The sequence below is a fragment of the Bradyrhizobium stylosanthis genome (genome assembly GCF_001641335.1).
Lineage (GTDB): Bacteria > Pseudomonadota > Alphaproteobacteria > Rhizobiales > Xanthobacteraceae > Bradyrhizobium > Bradyrhizobium stylosanthis.
The window spans coordinates 1,605,603-1,628,673 of sequence record NZ_LVEM01000002.1 but is presented as its reverse complement, the minus strand read 5'-3'; the positions used below and the strand labels follow the sequence as shown (position 1 = coordinate 1,628,673).

Annotated in this window: 24 protein-coding genes and 1 tRNA gene; 13 read left to right on the top strand and 12 right to left on the bottom strand. The window is 61.2% G+C overall.

Features of this window, described 5'->3' with window-relative positions; translation table 11 throughout:
* Positions 1–84: 84 nt before the first annotated feature.
* The gene (rpoN, locus tag A7X65_RS19560; RefSeq protein WP_063687531.1) at positions 85–1,680 is read right to left on the bottom strand and encodes an RNA polymerase factor sigma-54; all 1,596 of its coding nucleotides are present in this window, start codon (positions 1,678–1,680) and stop codon (positions 85–87) included.
* A 2,378-nt stretch (positions 1,681–4,058) separates the two neighbouring features.
* Here rpoN and A7X65_RS19550 point away from each other — a divergent pair.
* The 4 genes from A7X65_RS19550 (at position 4,059) to A7X65_RS19540 (ending at position 6,347) form a co-directional block, all read left to right on the top strand.
* Positions 4,059–4,508 (top strand): hypothetical protein, encoded by a 450-nt coding sequence (locus A7X65_RS19550; protein WP_063687527.1) that lies wholly within the window; start codon positions 4,059–4,061, stop codon positions 4,506–4,508.
* Positions 4,509–5,070: 562 nt separating this feature from the next.
* A complete protein-coding gene (locus A7X65_RS19545; RefSeq protein WP_145669986.1) occupies positions 5,071–5,382 on the top strand; it encodes a hypothetical protein in 312 nt (103 codons plus the stop codon).
* Between the two features lie 50 nt (positions 5,383–5,432).
* On the top strand, positions 5,433–5,642 hold the full coding sequence (locus A7X65_RS41860; protein ID WP_145669988.1) for a hypothetical protein: 210 nt from the start codon (positions 5,433–5,435) through the stop codon (positions 5,640–5,642).
* Between the two features lie 411 nt (positions 5,643–6,053).
* Positions 6,054–6,347 carry a hypothetical protein gene (locus A7X65_RS19540; protein WP_145669990.1) on the top strand — a complete coding sequence of 98 codons (294 nt, stop codon included), beginning with the start codon at positions 6,054–6,056 and terminating at the stop codon, positions 6,345–6,347.
* Between the two features lie 900 nt (positions 6,348–7,247).
* Here the strand turns inward: A7X65_RS19540 and A7X65_RS19535 are convergent.
* The 3 genes from A7X65_RS19535 to A7X65_RS19525 form a co-directional block, all read right to left on the bottom strand.
* A tRNA-Glu gene (locus A7X65_RS19535) sits at positions 7,248–7,322 on the bottom strand.
* A 148-nt stretch (positions 7,323–7,470) separates the two neighbouring features.
* Positions 7,471–8,070, bottom strand: coding sequence for a DUF2846 domain-containing protein (locus A7X65_RS19530; RefSeq protein ID WP_063687521.1), 600 nt, complete (start codon positions 8,068–8,070; stop codon positions 7,471–7,473).
* Positions 8,071–8,176: 106 nt separating this feature from the next.
* Complete coding sequence (locus A7X65_RS19525; protein WP_063687519.1) at positions 8,177–8,521, bottom strand: hypothetical protein; 345 nt, start codon at positions 8,519–8,521, stop codon at positions 8,177–8,179.
* On the opposite strand from A7X65_RS19525, the gene A7X65_RS19520 reads away from it, so the two are divergent.
* Together A7X65_RS19520 and rpoH are read left to right on the top strand one after the other, a co-directional pair.
* The gene (locus A7X65_RS19520; protein WP_063687517.1) at positions 8,520–9,527 is read left to right on the top strand and encodes an RluA family pseudouridine synthase; all 1,008 of its coding nucleotides are present in this window, start codon (positions 8,520–8,522) and stop codon (positions 9,525–9,527) included. The two genes, A7X65_RS19525 and A7X65_RS19520, sit on opposite strands and share 2 nt — an antisense overlap.
* 216 nt (positions 9,528–9,743) lie before the next feature.
* A complete protein-coding gene (gene rpoH / locus A7X65_RS19515) occupies positions 9,744–10,643 on the top strand; it encodes an RNA polymerase sigma factor RpoH (protein ID WP_063687515.1) in 900 nt (299 codons plus the stop codon).
* A gap of 280 nt (positions 10,644–10,923) precedes the next feature.
* On the opposite strand, the gene A7X65_RS19510 is transcribed toward rpoH, so the two are convergent.
* Positions 10,924–11,427 carry a hypothetical protein gene (locus tag A7X65_RS19510; RefSeq protein WP_063687513.1) on the bottom strand — a complete coding sequence of 168 codons (504 nt, stop codon included), beginning with the start codon at positions 11,425–11,427 and terminating at the stop codon, positions 10,924–10,926.
* A gap of 110 nt (positions 11,428–11,537) precedes the next feature.
* Between A7X65_RS19510 and A7X65_RS19505 the strand changes: the two genes are divergently transcribed.
* Positions 11,538–11,879 carry a hypothetical protein gene (locus A7X65_RS19505; RefSeq protein ID WP_063687511.1) on the top strand — a complete coding sequence of 114 codons (342 nt, stop codon included), beginning with the start codon at positions 11,538–11,540 and terminating at the stop codon, positions 11,877–11,879.
* Positions 11,880–11,937: 58 nt separating this feature from the next.
* On the opposite strand, the gene A7X65_RS19500 is transcribed toward A7X65_RS19505, so the two are convergent.
* The 4 genes from A7X65_RS19500 to A7X65_RS19485 form a co-directional block, all read right to left on the bottom strand.
* A complete protein-coding gene (locus tag A7X65_RS19500) occupies positions 11,938–12,561 on the bottom strand; it encodes a peptidoglycan recognition protein family protein (RefSeq protein WP_063687509.1) in 624 nt (207 codons plus the stop codon).
* Between the two features lie 35 nt (positions 12,562–12,596).
* A complete protein-coding gene (locus tag A7X65_RS19495) occupies positions 12,597–13,808 on the bottom strand; it encodes a GGDEF domain-containing protein (RefSeq protein WP_063687507.1) in 1,212 nt (403 codons plus the stop codon).
* 759 nt (positions 13,809–14,567) lie between these two features.
* Positions 14,568–15,179, bottom strand: a complete 612-nt coding sequence (locus tag A7X65_RS19490; protein WP_063687505.1) for a LysE family translocator — start codon at positions 15,177–15,179, stop codon at positions 14,568–14,570.
* Positions 15,180–15,276: 97 nt separating this feature from the next.
* Positions 15,277–15,651 (bottom strand): response regulator, encoded by a 375-nt coding sequence (locus A7X65_RS19485; RefSeq protein ID WP_063687503.1) that lies wholly within the window; start codon positions 15,649–15,651, stop codon positions 15,277–15,279.
* 122 nt (positions 15,652–15,773) lie between these two features.
* Here A7X65_RS19485 and A7X65_RS19480 point away from each other — a divergent pair, with 122 nt between their 5' ends.
* On the top strand, positions 15,774–16,604 hold the full coding sequence (locus A7X65_RS19480) for an SDR family NAD(P)-dependent oxidoreductase (protein WP_063687501.1): 831 nt from the start codon (positions 15,774–15,776) through the stop codon (positions 16,602–16,604).
* 298 nt (positions 16,605–16,902) lie between these two features.
* Here A7X65_RS19480 and A7X65_RS19475 read toward each other — a convergent pair whose 3' ends face one another.
* Positions 16,903–17,709: a lytic murein transglycosylase gene (locus A7X65_RS19475; protein ID WP_063687499.1), complete on the bottom strand. Its 807-nt coding sequence runs from the start codon at positions 17,707–17,709 to the stop codon at positions 16,903–16,905.
* A 166-nt stretch (positions 17,710–17,875) separates the two neighbouring features.
* Between A7X65_RS19475 and A7X65_RS19470 the strand changes: the two genes are divergently transcribed.
* The 3 genes from A7X65_RS19470 to A7X65_RS19460 all read left to right on the top strand — a co-directional run bounded on the left by A7X65_RS19470 (position 17,876) and on the right by A7X65_RS19460 (position 20,021).
* Positions 17,876–18,799, top strand: coding sequence for an OmpA family protein (locus tag A7X65_RS19470; RefSeq protein ID WP_245323652.1), 924 nt, complete (start codon positions 17,876–17,878; stop codon positions 18,797–18,799).
* Between the two features lie 131 nt (positions 18,800–18,930).
* Positions 18,931–19,275, top strand: a complete 345-nt coding sequence (locus A7X65_RS19465) for a hypothetical protein (RefSeq protein WP_063687495.1) — start codon at positions 18,931–18,933, stop codon at positions 19,273–19,275.
* A gap of 509 nt (positions 19,276–19,784) precedes the next feature.
* On the top strand, positions 19,785–20,021 hold the full coding sequence (locus A7X65_RS19460) for a hypothetical protein (protein ID WP_063687493.1): 237 nt from the start codon (positions 19,785–19,787) through the stop codon (positions 20,019–20,021).
* Between the two features lie 202 nt (positions 20,022–20,223).
* Here the strand turns inward: A7X65_RS19460 and A7X65_RS19455 are convergent, their stop codons facing one another.
* Positions 20,224–21,393, bottom strand: a complete 1,170-nt coding sequence (locus tag A7X65_RS19455) for a hypothetical protein (protein ID WP_156527885.1) — start codon at positions 21,391–21,393, stop codon at positions 20,224–20,226.
* Positions 21,332–21,901, bottom strand: a complete 570-nt coding sequence (locus tag A7X65_RS19450) for an ImmA/IrrE family metallo-endopeptidase (RefSeq protein ID WP_167358263.1) — start codon at positions 21,899–21,901, stop codon at positions 21,332–21,334. The genes A7X65_RS19455 and A7X65_RS19450 overlap by 62 nt, the downstream gene beginning before the upstream one ends.
* A 279-nt stretch (positions 21,902–22,180) precedes the next feature.
* Between A7X65_RS19450 and A7X65_RS41855 the strand changes: the two genes are divergently transcribed.
* Both A7X65_RS41855 and A7X65_RS40685 read left to right on the top strand, forming a co-directional pair.
* Entirely contained in the window at positions 22,181–22,453 is a 273-nt protein-coding gene (locus tag A7X65_RS41855) for a hypothetical protein (RefSeq protein WP_156527884.1), read from the top strand.
* Positions 22,440–23,030 carry an ImmA/IrrE family metallo-endopeptidase gene (locus A7X65_RS40685; RefSeq protein WP_082884986.1) on the top strand — a complete coding sequence of 197 codons (591 nt, stop codon included), beginning with the start codon at positions 22,440–22,442 and terminating at the stop codon, positions 23,028–23,030. The genes A7X65_RS41855 and A7X65_RS40685 overlap by 14 nt, the downstream gene beginning before the upstream one ends.
* Positions 23,031–23,071: the final 41 nt, after the last annotated feature.

The window sequence follows — 23,071 nt, the reverse complement described above, 5'->3', positions numbered from 1 at the left end:
CGCATGATCTTTCCGGAAAACCGCTTCACACTTTGCGCTAACGCGGGCCTTCAGTTCCGGATCATGCTTTAACTTTAAGCGCAATCAAGCCGGCTCGGCGGTGCGGGAACGATCGGACAGGGCGATGGAGAGGACGTTATCAAGGGTGCTCTGCTTGTCGCGACGACGTTGTGCCGAAGAGGGAATGCGCATGGCTTCGCGGTACTTAGCAACCGTGCGCCGGGCGATTTCAATACCGGAGGCACGTAACCGTTCGACGATCGTGTCGTCGGACAGGGTTGCGGACGGCTCCTCCGTATCGATCAGCTGCTTGATGTGGTGGCGGACGGATTCAGCGGAATGCGCCTCGCCGCCATCGGCCGATGCAATCGATGTGCTGAAGAAATATTTCAGCTCAAACGTGCCGCGATTCGTCGCGATGTATTTGTTGGCGCTGACGCGCGAGACCGTCGATTCATGCATCTCGATAGCCTCGGCTACCGCTTTCAGGTTGAGCGGCCTCAAGCGTGCGATACCATGGGTGAAGAAGCCGTCCTGCTGGCGCACGATCTCGGTCGCGACCTTCAGGATGGTGCGGGCACGCTGATCGAGTGCGCGCACCAGCCAGGTCGCGTTCTGCAAGGCATCGGCGAAATAGGATTTGTCGCCGCCCTTGCCGGTCCTCTTTGACAGCTCGGTGTAATAGGTCTGGTTCACGAGCACGCGCGGCAAGGTGTCGCTGTTGAGCTCGACATGCCAGCCGCCGTCGGGACCTGAATGAACATAGACGTCCGGCACCATGGTCTGCAGGCGCGCGGAGCCGAACTTCATGCCGGGCTTCGGGTTAAGGCGGCGGATCTCGCCGATCATGTCGGCGATATCCTCGTCGTCGACCCCGCAGAGTTCGCGCAAGCTCGCGATGTCGCGCTTAGCGAGGAGATCGAGATGCTCGACGAGGGCCTGCATCGCGGGATCGTAGCGGTCAAGCTCGCGAAGCTGGATCGCCAGGCATTCGCTTAAGCTACGTGCGCAGACGCCGGGCGGGTCGAATTTTTTTAGCACGGCAAGAACGTCCTCGACGTCCTTTTGCGTTGCGCCAAGCCGCTCGGCAGCCCCGCCAAGATCGGGCGGCAGATAGCCGGCCTCGTCGACGAGATCGATCAGATACTGCCCGATCATGCGCTGCGCCGGCGCGGTGAACGCGACCGCGAGCTGCTCGGCGAGATGGTCGGAAAGTGTTGTCTCTACCGCGACGATGGCTTCGAGATTGTAGTCCTCGTCACCGGAGGCGCCGCCGCCCCATTCAGGGGAGACCCTCGTGGATGCATCCTGGGTGTTGCGAACGCCCGCCTCGGCAGCTTCTTCAGAAGCAACATTGTGTTCGATCTCAATACGGCTGCCGATATCAGATTTCGGCCATTCTTCCTGCCCGATCTCAAACGTTTCGGCGGTCGCGCCCAAGGTCTCATGGTCCTCGCCTCCGCTTTCCTCGCGGTCCCTAAATAAGCTGGTTTCGTCAGAAACATCACTGGTTGCGCGCTCATTGTCGTCAGCGGGCTCGAGCAGCGGATTGCGTTCTAGCTCTTCCTCGACGAAGGTCGTGAGATCTAGATTAGACAATTGCAGCATCTTGATCGCCTGCATCAACTGCGGCGTTATCACCAGCGACTGCCGAAACTCAAATCTCTGCGTTAGACTCATACCGCAATCCTTTCAAAGCTGGTCCAATTCCTGCTTATCATAGAGCTGAAGTGCACGACAACAACTTCGGTACAGAGTCACGGCTGTCGAAGAATCGGCATCACTCTCGGCGCAGCCACGCTCGCTCGCGGGCGCACCGTCGCCACATCAATCGGGTCCACCGACGATCGTGAGCAAGGATTCGCCGTCCGCGAGCTGTGTGAATCCCGGCTTGGATCCCGGGGCCGCCTAACAAACGCTGGTCGCTGTACTTTCGTCCGCGCCATTTCGGCAATAGCTGGCACTTTCGCGCCTCAGATTGTCGAGAACCTCACCAAGGAATGTCTGTAAGCCGCCAGGAGTCACGAAACGTCGAGTGGCATCGCAAGCCAAAAATCCATCGAGCCCGACAGTCGCACTGAGGTCTTTAGTGCAAGGTGGGCTTCATGGACTAGGGCTTCTTCATTCCCGACTTGTTATGCTGCTCGTGATTGCCATTCCAATAAACAGGATTGCTTACGATCCATCGCGGCTTCCCTGTCGCTCGTTCGTCTAGAAACGCCCGAATCGGACAAGCGCCTCTATGTGTAGACCTTAGTCCAAATTGGAACAGAAAGGCTCACGGATGAATCCGCGATCCCGCAGAGTCTCTAGCCATCAACGAAACCTTGCCATTTAACCGCCGAATGCTATGGCGACGTCTGCTTCCTGCCGAACGCTATGCCCGCCGTTTGACGAAACGTCCTCATTGAGGACATCTGTGCGGTCTCTCCAATGTCGCTGGAGATCGTGCCCCCTTGAAGAGCGTCTGCTCGGCGCCAAAGCTACGCAGCCATTTGCGTCGATGGTCGACATGGCTTGGCCAACGACAAAGCTCGTCCCGGTACCGGTGATTGTCACTTTGGCCGAGTGATGATTCTCATTATTGCGCGTCCCTTGCCCGAGCATGCCGAGAAGCGGCATCTGACCCTTCTGGATCAGACCGCCTTCAATCTGCAATGCCGGCGAATAGTCGCTCTGCAGCGGCACCGACTTGAGGAGCGAAGTTGCGATCTTGCTACTCTGCTCGCCCGAATCCGCGGGTCCACCGCGGTTTGTCCCAAAAGGAGCCTGGGCCGGGGGCGGTGGCTGCAGCCCAGACAATGCCAGAGGATTGCGGCACGTTGCCGCCATTAGCTGCTTTCTCCGCCAGCAAATCCCACGTCGTGGTGGGCTCGTGCGCCACAGTCATTGCGGCTCCGATCGACGTATCCCAAAACGGAGAGATCGACCTTTTGACGGCGACTGCGAGGGCGCCGTTTGAGTTCGTGCTATACGACCAATTCAGACTTTCGCTAGCGAGCTCAGCTTGCGCAGCGTGTGGCTCGGCGACAAATGTAGACGCGAACGCGGCCGCCCAGAGCGTCGGCTTGCGTCGGTTACCTCCTGTCGTGAATCCTAAATTTTGCCCGCCGCGCATTCCGCAAGATGTGGAGCGAGAAACTGATTTTTCATTTGCAATGTATCGTGGCAGGCGTTCTCGCATCTTGCTTACACCCTGACGCCACGCTCGATTCAACCCCTTCGAAAAGGGGCTTAAAATAGCGAGGACCAGAGATCCCTCTATTAAAACCAGAGATCCCTCTATGGAGAGAAGGAAATCGCCACGTGGTTTAAGAGAATCCCCGCGGAGCCCTCTTGGCTAAGCAAAGGTTGGCAGCTTGCTTGACAGCCATCCTTTCTGGTTAAGTCAGAGTTTCGCCGCCTCCACCCCAGATAGGCCAGCAAAGCGCCCAAAGAGAGTGGAGCAGGAGCCTCGTCTAGGCGCGCGATGCAGGCCGCAATCAATGCGGCGAGGCACATCTTCCAGCTTCTAGTTAGAACGCTCGCGGCAGGGCCCTTGCGAACTGGGGTGAGATCTTAAGCTGTTTCGCGCTCATATGCCGCTCGGAGAGCAAATGCGCTCACCAGGCACACTATGGCAGGGCAGCCATTAAGAGCGCAGCAGAGACAGAAAATGACTAACCGGGGCGTCGCAATTTGCAGAGGCTCCCTTGCAGACAACGCGCGCAAGATCTTGAATTGACGTTGCATACGACTTACTATCTTCGGATCATTTCAAGTTCGATGCGCCAGCAAGTTCTGGGGTTCTCAGTTCGGCATAGAGCTTGCTTGATGTCCAATACCATTACGGAGCCGTCGCCGTGATGTAGGGGCGGACCGCCGTGTCCGTCTAGATGGCATAGAGTCCGCCCCATCCATTTCCGCCTGATAGGCCAAATTTTGAGACCACTGCGATCGCGCCAGGCTCGTCATCATGTCCTACCTATCAGTGACTCTTATTCCTGCACATGGGTTCATCACGACTGGCGACTGCCTCTGAGGCCTACTTACCTTGAACCCTCCAACGAGTGTATTCGATGAAGGTATCTCAACCGTTCACAATTACCGGCTATCTCATCAACCGGCAAACGATCCTGCGGGTCATGATGATCACCGCATCCGGATGGCTGTTCATGCAGGTGGTCCAGCTCTCGAGCTGGCCTCGACCAGCACATGCCAGCGCTCCGTCCACTGGGATTCTCGGCGATCCGCCTGCGCCTGATGACCTGGATGGGAATTACAGGTCAATTGACGCTCGGTCATTCCCTGCCGGGCATTGCCGCGTCACGGAGCTGGAGCTAGGTGCTGTACAGCTGGGCTCACACTACGCAGACGTAGTTTCCGTGTTCGGCTGTGCGGGCACTCTCACGGCACGCGAGATTGCGGACGGCATCAAGATACACCTATTCGCTTGGAACGATGGGCAGGTTTTGGCGCTGTTCGCTAATGGGCGGCTATTAATCGCATCGCAGTCCGACACGGCGTGAGTCAATGATCCTTTGTGGCAGGCATCACTCGATCTATGATCTCGTATTGTGAGCGGACGTGGTCGCAGCGCAGATCTCAGCCTATCCCGCCCATCAGCCTATCCCGCCCAGACGTTATGAAGACTTGGCGTGCAATCTGGTCGCGCTGAGCACCAGGGATAGTTTCGCCGCACTCAGGTAAGTTGCGCCCGGCCGATCGGCAAGGTGCGAGGCCGTCAAACCCTGAGCTCGTCAAAGTCCGGGGCACCGACGATCCAATCGGGACGATGCAGGACCGGAAAGCGCTGTGGCCCTCGCGTTATCTCTTGTCGGAATACCTGACGCAGTGTTCGTCGCAAATTCGGTGAAGTTCGCGGACAAACTGGCCAGCGCACAACAGGCGAAGAACCTTCCGGGCGAAAGCTGATGGTATTTTCGGGAACGATCGGCGCCACGCCGCGCCCTTTTGTGGCCGTCATCAAACCGAAAAGCAGAGTGCTTTCGAGAGCACGGAAGAGCGCTCGACTTCTTCAAAGACCTGTTCCTGACGCCGGCCTCGAAGCTCTACAAGATTGGATTCTTCGTGCAGAAGACGGCGGGACAAACGCTGCCGCAAGGGTGGACCGCGCACGTCTACGACAGTCAGATGACGTTGCAGAACCGGGAAGGGGCGGCGAAATACTTCTTCGACGCGTTCCTCGGTTGCCAGATCCCACAGAACCGCGCGCATCTGACGCGCACTTTCTTCGAGCACACCCGAACGTTCATTCGGTTGCTGCCGGTCGAACCTGAAATCAGGGATGATCTTCTGACCTCTTTGTACACTTACCTGAAGGTGGATCAGACGCCGACGATCCAGGTTAACAAATTTCTCAACGGCTTACCTGCCTACTGAGGCGCGGGACGACTATACGAACTTCATGCAGGGCAAGAACTTTCCCCTGAATGCCGTTCAGAAAGACATCTCCGAAAGTCGGCAGTCAGTTGCGTAAGAGGCGCGTTCGCTTCTCGGGAAGCATCGAGCTGAGCGCGCCGCCCGAGTCCTTCAAAGATTTGATCACCATGGAAACGGTCGAGGCCGAAGACGCCGCGCCGGGCCAGCCAAGCCAATGGACGATCATCACGATTGAAGATCGCATTCAGACGCAAGAATGACCGAGGAAGAGCTCCTAGAGCGCTGGTATCAAGAACGCCCTCTTGTTGAGGCGTGGGGAAAGTTTGTCGCTCAAAAGCTCATGCAAGAAATCTCGCCGCTCGTCGCGACATTTTCGTAAGCATGCCGGCGAGTCCGCGGGCGCCAAAGGTGAAGCCCTGATCGAGCAGGCGACCGGTCCCTTCGCCGGCACGCGATCGGTGAAGGCCGGACATCCGATAGCAAGCGCGCGTCGCCAATCGTCTTTGCCATCTTGCGATCTCTCACAGCCACGTTCGTTACGCTGTAGGTCTTTACGATCACGCGCCTTTAAGCTTGAGGACGAGGTCGTGCTTCTGCTCCAGATCCTTGACCTCGCTCCGGTCGCGGTGGTCGCGGCACTTTGCCCGTAGCATGTAGGAGTTGAACTGCAGATGAACAACGACAGGACGCATGGCCGTCCGCACGTGTCGCAAAACATTCGCAATGGCGACGGGCTCGAGCCGGCGATCGTACGACTTGTCTCCGGAGCGTGGACGAAGTTCAAGGCCGGATCGATCTCGGATCAGACCGGAGCGTCCGATCGCAGCCGCGGATCCAGCATGCAGTACAATAGGTCGCGGCTCTCGTGGAAAATGCGCTCACCCGGTTTTCTGCCGCCCGGCGACGACGGCAAATCGAATTTTGCCGGTGTGATATTCGGCATGATGCCGTTGGCGTACAACTGAAAGAGCGATTGATAAAGCGCGTGCAGGAAACCGAGCAATTCCCGTCCTAGTCCACGCTGGTGTTCGCCATCACGGTGCCGGCCGCCGCCCGATCGATGCTCTTGTGCGCGAAGATCTTGTGCCGGATCTCGCGGTACCTGACCTCGTGACCTTGCACCAATGGCCGACGGCTTTGCGCATGCCGCGCACGTCGTCCATCGTCAGGTCGTACGAACTGTGGGCATACGCCGCCGCGTCCTTACGTCATGCCCTGCCCGATCCTGCGTCTGTCCAAGGCGGCCGCACTCAACGAAGCGATGTCGCGTGTCACGACGTCGAGCAGCCTGTCGATATTGTGCAGCGACTTCGGGTCCCGTTGGAAGATGCGGCCCAGCGACGAATGCCGACATCAGCAGCGCCTAGCGCGTCGTGATAACGTGGCCATTTCATTCATCCTCGCCAGTACGTCCGGGTTCTTGGACAGGACGAGTTGCAGAGACAGAAAGCCGAAGAAGTACTGCTACGCAGTCTCTTCGTCCGTGCGAAACATCTCGAGTCTATATTCAAGCGGAGACGATCCTGGGTCATCGGGCCACCTCGATGAACCATCGAAACGAATGGAAATGTTCGCCGCCGCTGACGAAGCTAAGGCAGCCGAGCCTACCTCTTCATCTTGAGCGCGAAGCAGTTGCCAAGCATGGCCTTGATGAAGCTGAGCAGAACCGAGTGCCATTCTGAGCGCGCGACGGATTGCGCACGGACCTGGCGGTTATCGCGGCGGGACGAGCGCACTTTAGGCGGCTACGAAAACGGGCAGATGAGCTTACCAACTGGCGCGGCGAAGTTCGCCACCGTTCGTCGACGCTTATTCAACGGATATTCGACGACTTTCTGAAATCGGATCTAAGCCATTGAATTTTCTGGCGCTCCCTAGGGGAATCGAACCCCTGTTTCAGCCTTGAGAGGGCCGCGTCCTAACCGCTAGACGAAGGGAGCGTGAGGGACAGGACATAGCCGCGAATTTTGCCCACGGCAAGCCTCGATGGGGTGCGAAAATCCCGGATATTCACGATGAGTGCGGTTCAGGCTTAACGGCGCGACGGCCTTGTCGGGTGCGCGCGCCCCGCAAAACCGCCGGGAACACTCACGGCGTCTTCAGTTTCTCGATCGCGGCGGCGCCGGCGGCGGGCTCAAACCGGAACAGGCCGGCGCCGGCGAAAGAGGCCTTGAAGGGCGATGACGAGCGGATCTGCTCGCCGCTGCTGCCCGCGATAGCCTGGTTGAGCAGGTCCTGCACGGGGGCGCCGCCGCGCCTTGTGCCGACGCCGAAATAATAGGTCTTGCCGGCCTCGATCGGCACTTCGATCTCGTAATCCGCCATCGCCAGCTTCATGTGGGTGGCGATCTTGGTGAGGCCCGGCGGCCGGTCGACGACGAAGAACGTCCCCATCTCGACCTTTCCGGCGGACTTGCCGTCGATCAGAATCTCGGTGGAGGCGGCGAGCCCGCCCATCGCGCCCAAAATGCCCTTCTCGCGCAGGAAATAGAGCCGCGCGCTGCGCGAGCTCGTCGGCTTGGCCTTGGCCTGTGCTGCGGGTTGCTTGGCCGGCGCCGCGAGTCCGGCCTGTTTGACGGGAGCGGCCGCGGGCTGCCTGGCCGGCTCTGCAAGCGCCGCAAATCCAGCACAACCGAGCGATCCGACGATGACTGTCGTCGCGACGACGAGTGACTTGATACGCCCCATTCCCAGTCCCGGCTCAACTTCCCCTGCAAAAGCTAAATCAGAAGTTGCGCGGCAAGACAACGCAGGGACAATGCGGACCGGGCACGATCCCCAGATCGCGCCGCCCCTACGGCTCGTTGGCGAATTTCAGCTTTCCGGCGGGCTTCAGGGTGTGGGCATCGAAGGTACGGATCTCGGTGACCCCGCCGACATCCAGCGTGACCACGAGGCGATCGCCGGCGACCCCGGTCGAGACGATCCTGGCGCCCTTCGGCAGGGTTGCGGTGACGTCGCCGGCGGTCTCGACCGCCCTTCCCTCCGACTTGAAAAGGCGGTAGCCCACCGCGATCAGGACGGCGCAGACAGCCAGCGCCGTCGTCAACCCCGCGATCAGCATCATCCGCCGCACCCGCGCAAACAGCGCGGCCTGCTCGGGGGTCGGTTCGGGAACAGCGGTATCAGACGTCGTCATGGAAACTATTGGCTCTGCGCAAAGGTTGGAGGTCGTGGTCGAAGGCGACGAGGGCTCGCCCCGGCTCGACCGCGTGCTGGCGGCGCGCCTGCCGGAGCTGTCGCGATCGAGGCTCAAAGCCCTGATCCTTGCGGGCGCGGTGAGCCTGAAGGCCGCCGCAGTCCGCGACCCCGCTTATCATGTCGCCTCGGGCGATACGATCATAATCGACGTGCCGGAGGCCGCGCCCGCCGAGCCGAAGGGGGAGGAAATCGCCCTCGATATCGTGTTCGAGGACGACGACATCATCGTCATCAACAAGCCCAAGGGGCTGGTCGTCCACCCCGCGGCCGGGCACGAGACCGGCACGCTGGTGAACGCGCTGATCGCCCATTGCGGCGCCTCGCTGTCGGGCATCGGCGGGGTGCGCCGGCCCGGTATCGTGCACCGGCTGGACAAGGACACCACCGGACTGATGGTGGTCGCCAAGAACGACATGGCGCATGCCTCGCTGTCGGCGCAGTTCGCCGATCACGGCCGCACCGGCGAGATGCGGCGCGGCTACATGGCCTTTGCCTGGGGCGTGCCGAACCGTCATCGCGGCACCGTCGATGCGCCGATCGACCGCCATCCGCATGCCCGCGAGAAGATGGCGGTGCGCCAGGGCGGCCGCGAGGCGGTCACCCATTGGGAGATCCTGGAAAGCTTTTCCGGGCGTGACGGCAAGCCGGTCGCCGCCCTGCTCGCCTGCGAGCTCGAGACCGGCCGCACCCACCAGATCCGCGTCCACCTCGCCCATATCGGCCACCCCCTGATGGGCGATGCCGTCTATGGCCCGCATTTCAAGACCAAGGCGAACCAGCTCGGGCCCGAGTCGCAGGGCGCCCTGGCCGCCCTTGGGCGACAGGCCCTGCATGCCTATCTCCTGGTACTGGAGCACCCGAGGACTGGAGAATTACTCCACTGGGAGGCGCCTCTGCCGGAGGATTTGCTTCTCCTCCAAGGCGCCCTCAAAGCGGCGCTATGACGCAGGCCGTTTAAGAAAGACGTTACATTACAAAAAGTTATAGCTGCCACACGGGGACGTGACGTCAGCAATCCTTCCCTTTTCGCCCCCCCTTGGGGTATATTGCGCCTGCGTTGGAAATGACCAACGGAACATCGCAGCCCGGCCGGCTTTGACACAGCGGTCGTCTGCCTGGCCCGCCGCTATCGGGGGCCTGAACCTTTTGGAGGGCGCACTATGGCCCGTACCGCTGCTTTGCCGGTCCTCAATGGAGAATCCGGCCTTTCTCGCTACCTCGCCGAGATCCGCAAGTTCCCGATGCTGGAACCCCAGCAGGAATACATGCTCGCCAAGCGTTGGCGTGAGCATGACGATCGCGACGCGGCGCACCAACTCGTCACCAGCCATCTCCGCCTCGTGGCCAAGATCGCCATGGGCTATCGCGGCTACGGCCTGCCGATCTCCGAGGTCGTCTCGGAAGGCAATGTCGGCCTGATGCAGGCGGTGAAGCGTTTCGAACCCGAGAAGGGGTTCCGTCTCGCCACCTACGCGATGTGGTGGATCAAGGCGTCGATTCAAGAGTACATCCTGCGTTCCTGGTCGCTCGTGAAGATGGGCACCACCGCGAACCAGAAGAAGCTGTTCTTCAACCTGCGCAAGGCGAAGAGCAAGATCAACGCGCTGGACGAGGGCGATCTCCGCCCCGACCAGGTGAAGATCATTGCCAAGCGTCTCGGCGTGACCGATCAGGACGTGATCGACATGAACCGCCGCCTCGGTGGCGACGCGTCGCTCAACGCCCCGATCCGCGACGACGGCGAAGCCGGCGAATGGCAGGACTGGCTGGTCGACAACACGCCCAACCAGGAAGCCATGCTGGCCGAGCACGAGGAGTATGATCACCGCCGTGACGCGCTGAACGGCGCGATGGGCGTGCTCAACCCGCGCGAACGCCGCATCTTCGAGGCCCGCCGCCTTGCGGACGAGCCGATGACGCTGGAAGACCTTGCCGCCGAGTTCGGCGTGTCGCGCGAGCGCGTCCGCCAGATCGAGGTCCGCGCCTTCGAGAAGGTGCAGTCCGCGGTCAAGGGCACGATCGCAAGGCAGGAACAGGCCGCGCTGGAAGCCGCGCACTAAGTGCGAGGCTTGCCGCGGTAAGAATTGGCGGATCGACAAAGACGAAAAGCCGGCGGCAACGCCGGCTTTTTTGTTTTGAAGTGAGGCGAGAGCCGAGCGGTGATGCCCCTTCCCCCCTTGCGGGGGAAGGTGGCATAGGCGGCCTTTGGCCGCCTATGAGGGGTTGTCTCCACACGTTCGCTGCAAGAGATATGCGCGCGGGGAGAACCCCTCACCCGTCTGCGCTACGCGCAGCCCCCCCTCTCCCACAAGGGGAGAGGGGAAAGCAGCGTGGGTGCCTTCAATAAAACGCGCGAAAATAATCCGCGAGCGATTCCGGCTCGACCTGATCCTCCAGCTGCGCCGGGGTCTCGTCGAGCAGTGCGCTGGCTTGCGTCTTGTAGTCGGCAGAGACCACGTCGGGCTGGTCGGTGCCGCGGCTGAGCATGCCGCGATAGGCCTCATAGGCGGCCTGCGTGCCGATGAAGATGCAGACGCAATGCAACGGCTCGGCGTAGAGATAGCGGGCGTTGCCGCCGTTCCGGTGCACCACGAAGCGATGCGGCGGCAATGCGCGCAACGCTTTCTGACCCGCCGCGTCATTGGCGACCTGCACGCGGAAGCCGGCGGAGGCGAGATAAAAGCTGTTCTTGTCGAGGAAGGGCTTGCTCGGCGTCTCCAGCGCCACCAGCAGCGACGTACACAGCGACAGCACGATCGCCGGCATCACGCCGAACGCGCGCAAGCCGTGCTGCGATGTGCGGGCAAGCCCGACGCATAACGTGCTGCCGGATGAGACCGCCATCACATTCCCCTCCCCTTCGCTGCCGTAGAACGAGCTTGCCTTGAACCCGCGCGTCCGGTCAACCGACCCAGAAAGACCGGACCGACAACATCGAGCGATGTGGACGCGCCGTGTCGATCATCCTGCAATCCACCGTCGGCGGCTTTTCCGGCCAGTTCATGCGCAAGCTGCCGCTGGTCGAACAGACGATGCGCGAGCATGGGCTCGAGCCGTCCGAGTTCGTGATCTCCAAGGATTATGCGGGGACCGCGACGATCCCGCTGATGGGGCCGTTCTTCTTCAGCTACAGCGTCTATTTCGGCGAGGAGACATTCACCGTCACCGAGCCGAACGACATGGTGTTCCTGGATTACTTCCTCAAACGCGTGCTCGCTGCGGACGGCCCGCCTGAAGTACCGCGACGGCCGGGCCTGATCCGGCGGCTGTTCAGCTGGATGTCGCAGCCGGTGTAACATCGGCGTGCCTTTGTTCGTCTCTCCCCGCAAAAGGGGCGAGGGAGCGCATCTCCGTCTACTCGCCCCAGACCCTGGCCAGCGTCGCGAGCCAGCAGCCTTCGCAATAGCGGGCGTCCTTGTAGTCGATCCAGTTGTGCGCATAGACGTGGTCGAGCGGGATGTCGTAGCGGGCGCGCAGCACCTTCACCAGGATCTTCCAGGCCGCGACCTGCGCCTCGGTCGGTCCGGTCGCGACATCGGGATAGTTGCCGGCGAACTCGACGCCGATCGAATTGTCGCGCACCACCTGGCGATGGGTCGGCCGGTTGTCGATGTACTTGTTGTCGTTGCGGTTGGCGCCGTCGCCATGGGTCGGCACCAGGTTTTCGGCGACCGCCCAATAGACCGTGCCGTCGGTCTCGACCCACACCGTCACGCCGCGGCGCGTCGGGTTCTTGGCCTGCTCGGCGGCGCCGCCGCGCGCCGAGCCCGCAGGCCCCTCGGTCTGGTGCACGATGATGTTGCGCCACGGATGGGCGCTGCGGACATCGCCCCACGGCGCGAGCCAGACGATCTTGAGGCCTGGAATGTCGGGCGTGCCGGAGGCGCGCGCGAGCTTTGCGAACTCGGCGTCGGCTGCAGCGGCTGGGGTGATCAGAAGAGCGGCGAGAACGGCCGCGAGCAGGCGAGACATCATCATGCGGGTCCAGTCAACGGACCCGATCGTAGCAGGCTTTAGGCGAATGTGCGCTTGCCGACGGCCGGGCCAAACGGCTCCGGCAAGAGCGGCGGGGCCGGATCGTAGACCGCGAAATCGTTCTTGCCGTTCTTCTTGGCGGCATAGAGCGCGTGGTCGGCGTGGGCGATGAGCCGGTCCGGGAATTGGCCGACGCCGCGGTCCCACTCGGCAACGCCGATGGAGATCGCGATCGGGATGTCCTTGCCGCTGCAGGCCGCGGCATCCTGGCGGCAGACGTCGAGCACGCGGCGGGCGATCATGGCCCCCTCCCGCAGCGAGGACGACGGCAGCACGACGCAGAACTCGTCGCCGCCGGTGCGGGCGAGCATGTCGCCGGGCCGCAGACGCGTCTGCGCCATCAGGGTGAAGTGCCTGAGGCATTCGTCGCCCGCGGCATGGCCGTGGGTGTCGTTGATGGTCTTGAAGCCGTCGAGGTCGATCACCAACAGCGAGAACGGTTCGCCGCTGCGCTCCGAACGGGCGCATTCCTCGGACAGGCGCTGCAGCAAATGGCGGCGGTTGGCGACGCCGGTGAGATCGTCGAGCAGCGCGAGGTCGGCGACCTCGCCCCGCAGCCGGTCCATCGCCATCAGCAGGAAGCCGAAATTGAGCGTCATCGACAGGAACAGCAGCCCCAGCACCATGACGGCGTGGGTCTGACCGGCTGCGACGGCCGAGAAATCATAGCCGAGCAGGTTGCCCGCCGTGCGCACCAGCAGGATCCCGATGATGCAGAGAATGACGATGCCCGACAGCCGCGCGCCCGGGCTGACGCGACCCTGCTGCGGCGACAGCAGCAGATGCAGCGCCAGCATCAGCGGCAGTCCCTGACCGATCGTGTAGCTGAGCATACGCAGTTGCATGTGCTCGAAGCCGACCATGAAGAACACGACGCCGGCGAGGCTCAGACATTGCGTTGCGGTCATGAGGCGCCACGAGACCGGCCGGTCGTAGAAGCGCTGAATGCCCATGGCGGCAAAGCCGCTCGCCGCCATGACGCCGGCAGCGCCAATCAGGAGCGGCAGGGGCGAGGCGAAGAACACGCGGACCAGGGCCGTCATGGCGCCGGCCGCGCCGACGAAGGCCGATGCCATCCAGAACCGTGCGGCGGCGAATTTCGGATAGGAGCGCGTCACATAGGCCCAGATCAGGCCGAGCGCGAGGAAGTTGACGATGAAGACCGTCCAGAGTGTCGGTACGTTCAGCATGGCGCGTGCGGCGCGCGCAGCGCCCCGCCCCCCGTCCCTGGCAGCCGTCCGTCCATGACCCATCCCCGTTTTCTTGCGGAGAATGATGCGCACCTGCGCTTAATGGAATCTCACTGCGATCCTTCAAAGCGCGCCTTTGGTTTTGGATTCATGAACGGCGCGGCCGCGTTGTCGGATCGTTAGGCATGCCGCCGCGCCCCCCGCACGGCCTCGTCGCGACCCGCGCGAGGCGGATTCGCGCGCCAAAATCACCCAAAAACGCATCTGAGCTGTGGATAACGCGATGACACCGATATGACAGCACAGGGCAGAGGCGAGCGAATCTGCTGAGTTTGTCATCGAGGATGTTGCGAGGCTGGCCCTCCGCCGAGCATCCCTCGTGTCGCGTTTAACCATGAACCCTTGAGAGGATACTATGGCTAAGAAAGCGAAGAAGGCGGCGAAGAAGAAGGCCAAGAAGGCGAAGAAGGCGAAGAAGAAGTAACGAGGCTTCTTTTTCTTTGCCCGGGTGGAGCTCGCTCCGCCCGGGCGTCGGGAAGGGATCGGACGGGTTTGAAGGTGGCGGGCGCAAGGCCCGCTTTTTTATTGGGTGGAGTTCGCTCCGCTCTATCGCTCCCTCGCCCCGTTCTTACGGGGAGAGGGTCGGGGTGAGGGGCTTCTCTCCACATGCGAGATCTCCGTGAGACCTGCACCCCCTCACCCGCATCCCATCTGCGATGGGATGCGACCTCTCCCCGCAAGCGGGGAGAGGTTAAGAACTTACCTCTCCGCGAATGCCAGCTTGGCGCCGAGGGCGGCGAAGCCGGCGGCAAAGCTGCGGCGCAGCCAGGCCATGACGCGGGGGCGGGAGATGACGCGCTCGCGCACCGAGGCGCCGGAGAAGCCGTAGACGACGAACACGGCAAAAGTCATCGCCATGAAGGCGCCGCTCAATTCCAGCATTCGCGCCAGCACATAGGCCTCGTCCGCCGCGATGAACTGCGGCAGGAAGGCGAGGAAGAAGATCGACAGTTTGGGATTGAGGATGTTGATCAGGAAGCCGGTGACGACGACGCGGCCATTGGAGCGCTCCTTGATCTCGCCCTCCACCGCCAGCGCCCCGGTTTCGCGCAGCGCCTGCCAGGACATGTAGAGCAGATAGAGTACGCCGCCCCATTTCAGCGCGGCGAAGGCGAGCGCGCTGGTGTGGAGCACGGCGGCAAGCCCGAGCATGGCCGCGACCATGTGCGGCACGATCCCGAGCGTGCAGCCGAAGGCGGCGGCGACACTGGCGCGCGAGCCGCGCGTGAGTGCTGCCGCCAGCGTATAGAGCACGCCGGTGCCGGGCGAGGCGACGACGATCAGCGAGGTGAGCAGGAAGGACCAGGACATGGGCCGACCTTATCAGTCCGCCGCGCAGCGAGAAAGCCGGACCGTCACCCCGCGCAACGGCGAGGTCATTTGCGCGGGGATGACGGGGCGAGAACGGTCAATTCATCTGCGCGAGCTCGGCCTCGCGCAGCACGTCGAGGGGCGCCCAGGGCTTGGCCCAGAATTTGGCGCCGTCGGGCAAGGGCTGCCTCAGGGGGCGGCCGGAGGTGACGACGACATCGAGCCGGGGATTGCGGTCCTTGGCGACATGCGCCAGCTCGACCCCGTTCATGCGCCCCGCAAGCTGGACGTCCGTCAGCATCAGGCACAGCGCGCCGGCGTTCTTGTCCAGCACGCGCTCGGCCGCTTCGGCACTCTCGCACTGAATGACGTCGTACCCGCTCTCTTCCAGCAGGACACACAGCATTTCCCGCTGCATGATGTCGTCTTCAACGATGAGTGCTGTGGCGCGAAATGGCTTTGATTGTCCCATCGACGGCTCCAATGCTTGCCTCGATAACGATATGTTAAAAACGGAGAGCGGCTACGGTTCGGTTTCATTTCAAAAAAATGTAAATCGTGGTTCCATCATCGGGGACTTGACGGGGGGATTTCATGACTGCGATTCGCGGCGCCGCCGCCATTACAGGAGCCGCAAGCGGCATCGGCCGCGCGCTGGCCGTCGAGCTTGCCCAGCGCGGCTGCGACCTTGCGCTCGCCGACCGCGACGAGGCCGGGCTGAAGTCGCTCGCCGCCGAGATCGGCACGGGCCGGAAGGTCAGCGTGCATCGCGTCGACGTCAGCGAGCCCGATGACATCGCGCGCTTCGCCGGCGAGGCGATCGCGGCCCATCCCGCGCTCGGCATCGTCGTCAACAATGCCGGCGTGGCACTGCTCGGCACGTTCGAGGAGATCGACCAAGCGCAGATGGACTGGCTGTTCGACATCAATTTCTGGGGCGTGGTGCACGGCACGCGCGCCTTCCTGCCGCACCTGAAGACGCTCGGCGAGGCGCATATCGTCAACATCTCCTCGATCTTCGGCATCATCGCGCCGCCCGGGCAATCGGCTTATGCCGCGGCCAAGTTCGCGGTGCGCGGCTTCTCCGAGAGCGTGCGCCACGAGCTTGCGGTGGCGGGCAGCCCGGTCAAGCTCTCGGTGGTGCATCCCGGCGGCATCGCCACCGCGATCGCGCGCAACTCCCGCACCGGGGCCGGCGTCACCGACAATGCGCGCCGCTCGCAGATGATCGAGCGGTTCGAGACCGCGGCCAAGACCACGCCGAAGGACGCGGCGCTACGCATCATCAGAGGCATCGAGAAGAACGAGCCGCGCATCCTGATCGGTAACGACGCCCGCTTCATGGACCTCCTGCAGCGCTTCCGCCCGGGGACCTATTGGGCACCGCTGCAGCGCAAGCTGGAGAAGATGGCGAAGGGGAAGTAGCCGCATGATGGGGGATGGTGGTGCGGCATCCTCCGCCGTCGTCCTGGCGAAAGCCAGGACCCATAGCCACCGAACGCAGTTTGGCGACGGCTGACGGTTACCCAGCCAATGCAAGCGGCTGAGAGCCGTCGCAATCATTCCTCCCTGGGGTAATGGGTCCTGGCTTTCGCCAGGACGACGATGGGGAGAGCTCCGCTGTCGTAGGGTGGGCAAAGCGTAGCGTGCCCACGACTTTCGACAACGGATAGAGGTGGTGGGCACGGCGCAAGTGCGCCTTTGCCCACCCTACGAGTTCACCTCACTGCCCCGCCAGCCGATCGGCGAAATAGCCGATGGTCTTGCGGTAGACCACCGCCCTGTTCCACTCGCGCATCGCCTCGAAATTGGCGGTGCCTTCGCCGTAGGGCTGGCCCATCTTGAAGCCGTTGGTGTGGAGCAAATTCGCGGTCGAGGCGAGCACGTCGGGGACGCTGTGGCGGAGGTCGACATGGCCGTCGCCGTCGAAATCGACGCCGTACTTGATGTAGGACGACGGCAGGAACTGGGTCTGGCCGATCTCGCCGGCATAGGCGCCGATCAGGTCGCGCAGCGGCAGGTCGCCGCGCTGCACGATCTTGAGGGCGGCGAGCAGCTCGCCCTGGAACAGGTCGGTGCGGCGGCAGTCATGCGCCAGCGTCGCCAGCGTGCGGATCACCGGCAGCTTGCCGATGTCGCCCTTGCCGAAATCGCTCTCCAGCCCCCAGATCGCGACCAGGATGTAGCGCGGCACGCCGAACTGCTGCTCGATGCGCGAGAGCAGCGCGGCGTGGCGCTGCAGCAGCGCCTTGCCGCCGTTGATGCGGCCCGGGCCGACGCGGGTCGAGACATACTGCTCGAAGCTCTTGTTGAAGGTGTAGCGCTGGCGCCGGTCGAAGGCGAGCACGGCGCCGTCCTGGGTGATACCGCTGAACGCCGCGCTGGTCACGCCCGCCGAGACGCCGGCTCCTTGCGCCTCTGCGGTCATGCTGGCGACGAAACTGTTGAAGTCGCCGCCGCAACGCGCGGCCTCAGCCGTACCACCAGCCAGCGACAGGACGACGGTGGTGGCGAGAAGCGATCTCAACATGCGGGAAAATCCTTTGAAAGTATGCGCGGGGGATGCGGATCATGCCCGGGAACCGGATTCGCGTCAAAGCGGCAAAACCTCGCCAGAACCGATCTTGCGCGGAATGCGACTAAGGAGCAGCGCTCCCTTGAACCCCAACGTCGAGATCACGCCCATGCCGCACCGGATGCCCGGATTGCCTGCCCTCGTCGCCCTGTTCGTTCTGCCCGCAGCCACAGCCCTCGCGCAGACGCGCGACGTCGCGGGCGCCCGCGACTATCCCGGCATCGGCCGGTTCGCCGGCAGCGTCGTCACCGGCTATGCGGTGAAGGATTTTGACGCGGCGCGGATGCAGGCAGCGAGTTTCAAGGACGGCCAGCCGACCGACGCGCGGCGGCTCGAGGGCCGCATCGTCCGCATTGCCTATCGCACCGGTCCCGGCCCCTCGATCCTGGAGGTCTCCCGCAATTTCGAGACGCAACTGGCAAAAGCCGGCTTCGAGACCGTGCTGGCCTGCGACACCGACGCCTGCGGCGCCATCCCCTTCACCGAAAGCGTCGACACGTTGCCGGTGCCGCAGATGTGGGTCGACGGTTTCAACTACCGCTATTTCGCCGGCCGCAAGAGCGAAGGCGGTCGCGAGACCTGGGCCAGCGTCCTCGTCAGCCAGAACAACCAGGACATCTATGCGCAGGTCACCGTCGCCGAGCTTGGCGCGATCGCGAACAAGATGGTGGACGCCGCCGCGATGGCGAAGGGTCTGGGCGAGGCCGGCCACATTGCGCTCTACGGCATCTATTTCGACACCGACAAGGCCGTGCTGAAACCGGAGAGCCGGCCGACGCTGGAGCAGATCGCAAAGCTGCTGACGGGCCAGCCGCAGCTCAGCGTCTTCATCGTCGGCCACACCGACAGCCAGGGCGCGTATGAATACAATGTCGATCTCTCCAAGCGCCGCGCCGAGGCCGTCGCCGCCGAGCTCGTGAAGAGCTTCCGCATCGTGCCGACACGCTTGCGCACCGCCGGCGTCGGATTGCTGGCGCCGGTCGGCTCGAACGCAACGGATGCCGGCCGCGCGCTGAACCGGCGGGTGGAACTGGTGGCGCCGTGACATCGCGCGTGAACTTGACGTGCATCAATATCGCGGCCCGAGCGACATGAAATGAACAGTCGCGTCTCCCTCGCTACGCGCGGCGCAGTCGCGAGGTGGAGATGGCGACTGAGAGCGTGTCGGGAACCGCGATGCCGAACAACCAACCTCGACCAGGTCGCTTGGCCCTCCTCCGCATCCCGCTGTTCCGCCTGCTCGCGATCAACCTTGCGATCGGCGCCTGCGCCGCGGCACTGCTCGTCGGCGGGCTGCTCTGGCTCAATCCCGGGCATCTGCGCGATCTGATCTTCGCCGACCATTCGGGCGGCGTCGCGCTTGGCCTCTTGCTTGCGTCCTTCCTCATCACCTTCGGTTCCGCGGCGATGGGCAGCGCGATCATGGCGCAGGGGCGCAAGGAGGATCAGGACAGGCGCGACGGCGGGCACGGATCGCGGCTCGCCGTGCGGGAACTCGCGCGACGCGCGCGGACGAGGTGACGTCCACATCGCGCGGCGCTACTGCCAATAACATAAGTTATCATTTGATCTGCACGCAGCCGGGAAGACGTGCAACCGGACGCGTTTGCCTACAAGGCGCGCCATGTTCGCTGCATTGCAAGGACAGTGAAGATGAACAAAGTGATTTGACGATCCAAACAATTGTTTCGATGCACGCGGGAACTCGACGTCGGGATCAACGCATATCTGCTGCGCTTGCTGCGACACCAGCGTCGCCACGATTTATCTTGCCACCGCATGACGCAATCTATAGTCTTCTATTTTAGGTTGTCGCCCTGCCAGCCCCGGGCGACGCTGAAGACCAAAAATAGACGGCGGGCTTTGCGGCCCGCCGTTTATTGAGGGTCCGCACCGGACCTGAGGCGCCGGCCGCCTCCATCCCCCGAAACAGGCTTTTTCGATCGGTTGCGCGGTGAATTCCGCGGCCATCGGCGTTGCGCACCCGCAAAGTCATTTGACTGCGGCGCCCTGATCGACGACAAGCCGCCATGGCCAAGAAACCCGGAACCAACCCCAAAGGCGAATTCGCCTTCTTCAACGTCGTCTATGAAGACGACTCCCAACGCTCCAACCGCCGCGTGCCCTCCGAGCTTCTCGGCGGCCTCGACGGCGACGAACCCGCCCGCAACTTCATCATGGAGCAGGACCGCGAGATCGCGGAGAAGTCGGGCCGGCCCCCGCTGGAGATCAAGCGGATCGAGCGGGTCGGGGTGAAGAAGAAGTAGTCGATCGTCGGCAGGCGCTCACCAGCGCCCGCACCATTTATTCCAGGCAAACAGCAGATCGGCAAAACGGTCGTAGACAAACCTTAAGGCGAAGCGGCGAAATGTCCCGAGCGCATCGGGCCGTTCGTTGATGTCCTTGAAGTCACCGCACCAGCGCCGACAGCTTGTTGCTGCTACTGATCGATGCTGAGATAAATGAATATCATTTCTCTGAGGAGATTCTTGCTATCGCCTCGATAATGACTTCTTCCTTTTGAGCGGCTTCTTCAACTGTCAAATCTTCAACTTCCTCCGCCGAATTCACGTCCATTGCTTCGCCAGAATAGCGCTTTTTTTCTTTTTCCCAGGTTGCATACAAGTGCTCAAGAGCTTCAATGTAGTTCTCAGGGAAATTCCCATAGAGGCTCTCATCCTCTCGATAAATAAATGGCACGAACATCTCTGCTGAGTGCTCAGCGTAGAACTCCACGCAGAAATCCGAGACGTCCCTTAGCTGCGTATATCCCAGCAATTTGTCTTCTGGTTTTACAGCCTCCATCGGAGCCGGTGCTTTGGTATCTATCCAAAAAATGGGATACGGTTTCCCACCCAGCACGCCTTTGAGCACCTCCTTGCCTCCATAAAGGATTCTCGGAATTTTGGTTTCACTCGTCGGCGGAAGGAGGATATTCGCAAGAAAGTAGGCAATATCAACGGAGATCACGAATCGTCTTGCAGAGGAATGCGCAGCTAATCGAAAACCGATATCGATCGATGGTCCGATAAAATCCATCAACAACGAAATCTGTGAAGTGGAATCCTGATACCACCTTTCCAAAAGAGAGAACTGAAGCAGTCGAGGGTCATCCTCATATGGAGCGTTCTGAGATCCGGGGTTCAGCTGAAACACCAACTCAGAGTTGGAGACAGGAAATCCTGCAGTCCAAGCGGTTGCTTTCGCATCAAGCCCACTTTTCTCGAGGATCGGACGCACCGCCTTCAGCGCCTGCGACCACGCAAGGATGCAGCCGAGAATTTCTCTTCTATCGTCCAATTCTTTTACAAAGATCAGTTCGTCCCCATTTGCCTTCCAAAAGATCGGATCGTTGGTGACATTAATGCGCAACTCCGACGCGACTGATCCGCGGAAGATCTTCCATTCTCGAATAAATGCTTCTCGAAAGGATCCAAAGAAGTTTGCAATTGGAGACAACCACGGCGGTGCCATTCCACCATCGGCCCAAAGCCTTCCTGGTTCTTTAATTGGAAAGCTGGGCCGCTGCTTCGACGCCGTCGAACCGACTAAATCGATGCTCAGGAAAAGACGAAATCTAGGCCGCAGGAATATTGGCAGCGCTTCGAGACGCCTTCGATTTTCGGTCGCCGTCGCCATAAAGCCCCAGCATTTTTGCGCGCATCCGTGCAGCAACTTCCGATACTTTAAATGTGCTGGCGACGGCGCTTAGATTTTCCTCAAACCGAATAAATGCGTCTCTAAAAAGAGTTTCGGGCATCAAGAAAGCATAAGCAAACAGGTTAGCCTCTGCTTCGATAGCACTGTCTCCATACCGGTCGATCTGCAGCTCAGCCTCAGCACGCGGATCAACATTGGGCAGGTAGTGAAGAATGTAGTGACCAAGTTCATGAGCGATCGTGAATTGATCTCGCTCATGGGTAGTGTGGCTCGGCACGAATATGTCGAAATTTCTCAATCCATGAACTGTCAGCGACCCGGTTTTCGCTGCGTTGTCCCAAAAATCATTCAGATGAATGCGCCCCCCGAGATCCTGCACCACGCGTTCAATGTTGTAATCAGCACTATATGAAAATGCCGCCGCTGCCTTTTCCGCAATCGATAATATCTTTTCGCGAGGCAGCTTTGTGGGCTTTGGCTTTGCCATTTGACCTGCTCCTCTGCGGACCGCCATATGTGGCATTCCAACGCCCTATTTTCAATGCGACGGTAGAGAAAAACGTTCCAAAGTGCACGTTAAAGCTGTGGACAGCATGAACGCGACTTGCTCTCTAGGCTAGCCAATAGTGGCAAGAGCAACATTCATCATACAATATGTAGGGGTGGAAGGGGTGATTCAGGGTACCCACGAAGGATAGGCGCTCGGATGCCGCTCACGCGTTTTGGAAAGGCCTGTCAGCAGTACCGCAGGGAGAGAAATGTGGTCATGGCCGACCAGTCGGCAGCAATTGGCTTCTCTTCATCACTGATCTCTGGAGTTGAGCGTGGGGTTCGAAGCCTGCCGGGCGGTTATTTGGAGCGGCTCGCTGAATGGCTTGAGCTGACGAGGGAAGACGTTACCGAGCTTCGGCTCCTTTTGACACTTGGACCAATCACCAAGGCGAACCGCGTAAATTCATCTGAAGAAACTTTGGCGAGCATTCTGGACCGGCGTGAGGTTGATCGGTCGAACGTAGAGACTGCCGATGAAAACCGATAAGGCCCCCAAAGAACATTCGCCGTCCGAGATTGAGCATTACGCGGAGCAGCTACGCGTCTTGTTGAGGCTCTCAGGCATGGCGCACTTCAACATCATAAGTGCGGTTGAGAATGATCTTCCTCGACACCTCCAGAACTTCTCCATTGAAGTCTTCAGTCGGGAAGAACTGAGCGTTGCTGCTCATACTGAGTTTGGACCTGCACGAGTGCTCGTCAGGCAAGACGTCTACGATGGAGCACATCGGGATGACCCCAAGAGTCGTTTCACAATTGCGCATGAGCTAGGCCATCTATGTCTGCATTGGGGATACCCGATGCCTCGTCTAGCTCCGGAGTCCCCGCAATTTCAGCGCAGCCCGACCAAGAGGCGAGTAGAAGCCGAAGCGAATCTATTCGCTAGCGCATTTCTGATGCCGAGAGCTGTTGCTTTAAAGTATAATAACAAAAACCGTCTAGCGAATATCTGCCGCGTAAGTGAATTGGCCGCAACTATTCGACTAAGTCATTTGCTGTTTCCAACTGACGAGCTAACGACCACGGATGTCCGCAACCTTTTCGGGATAGACAAGGCGGAATAAATAAACGGCGAGCCTCGCGGCCCGCCGTTTTCGTTTGGATG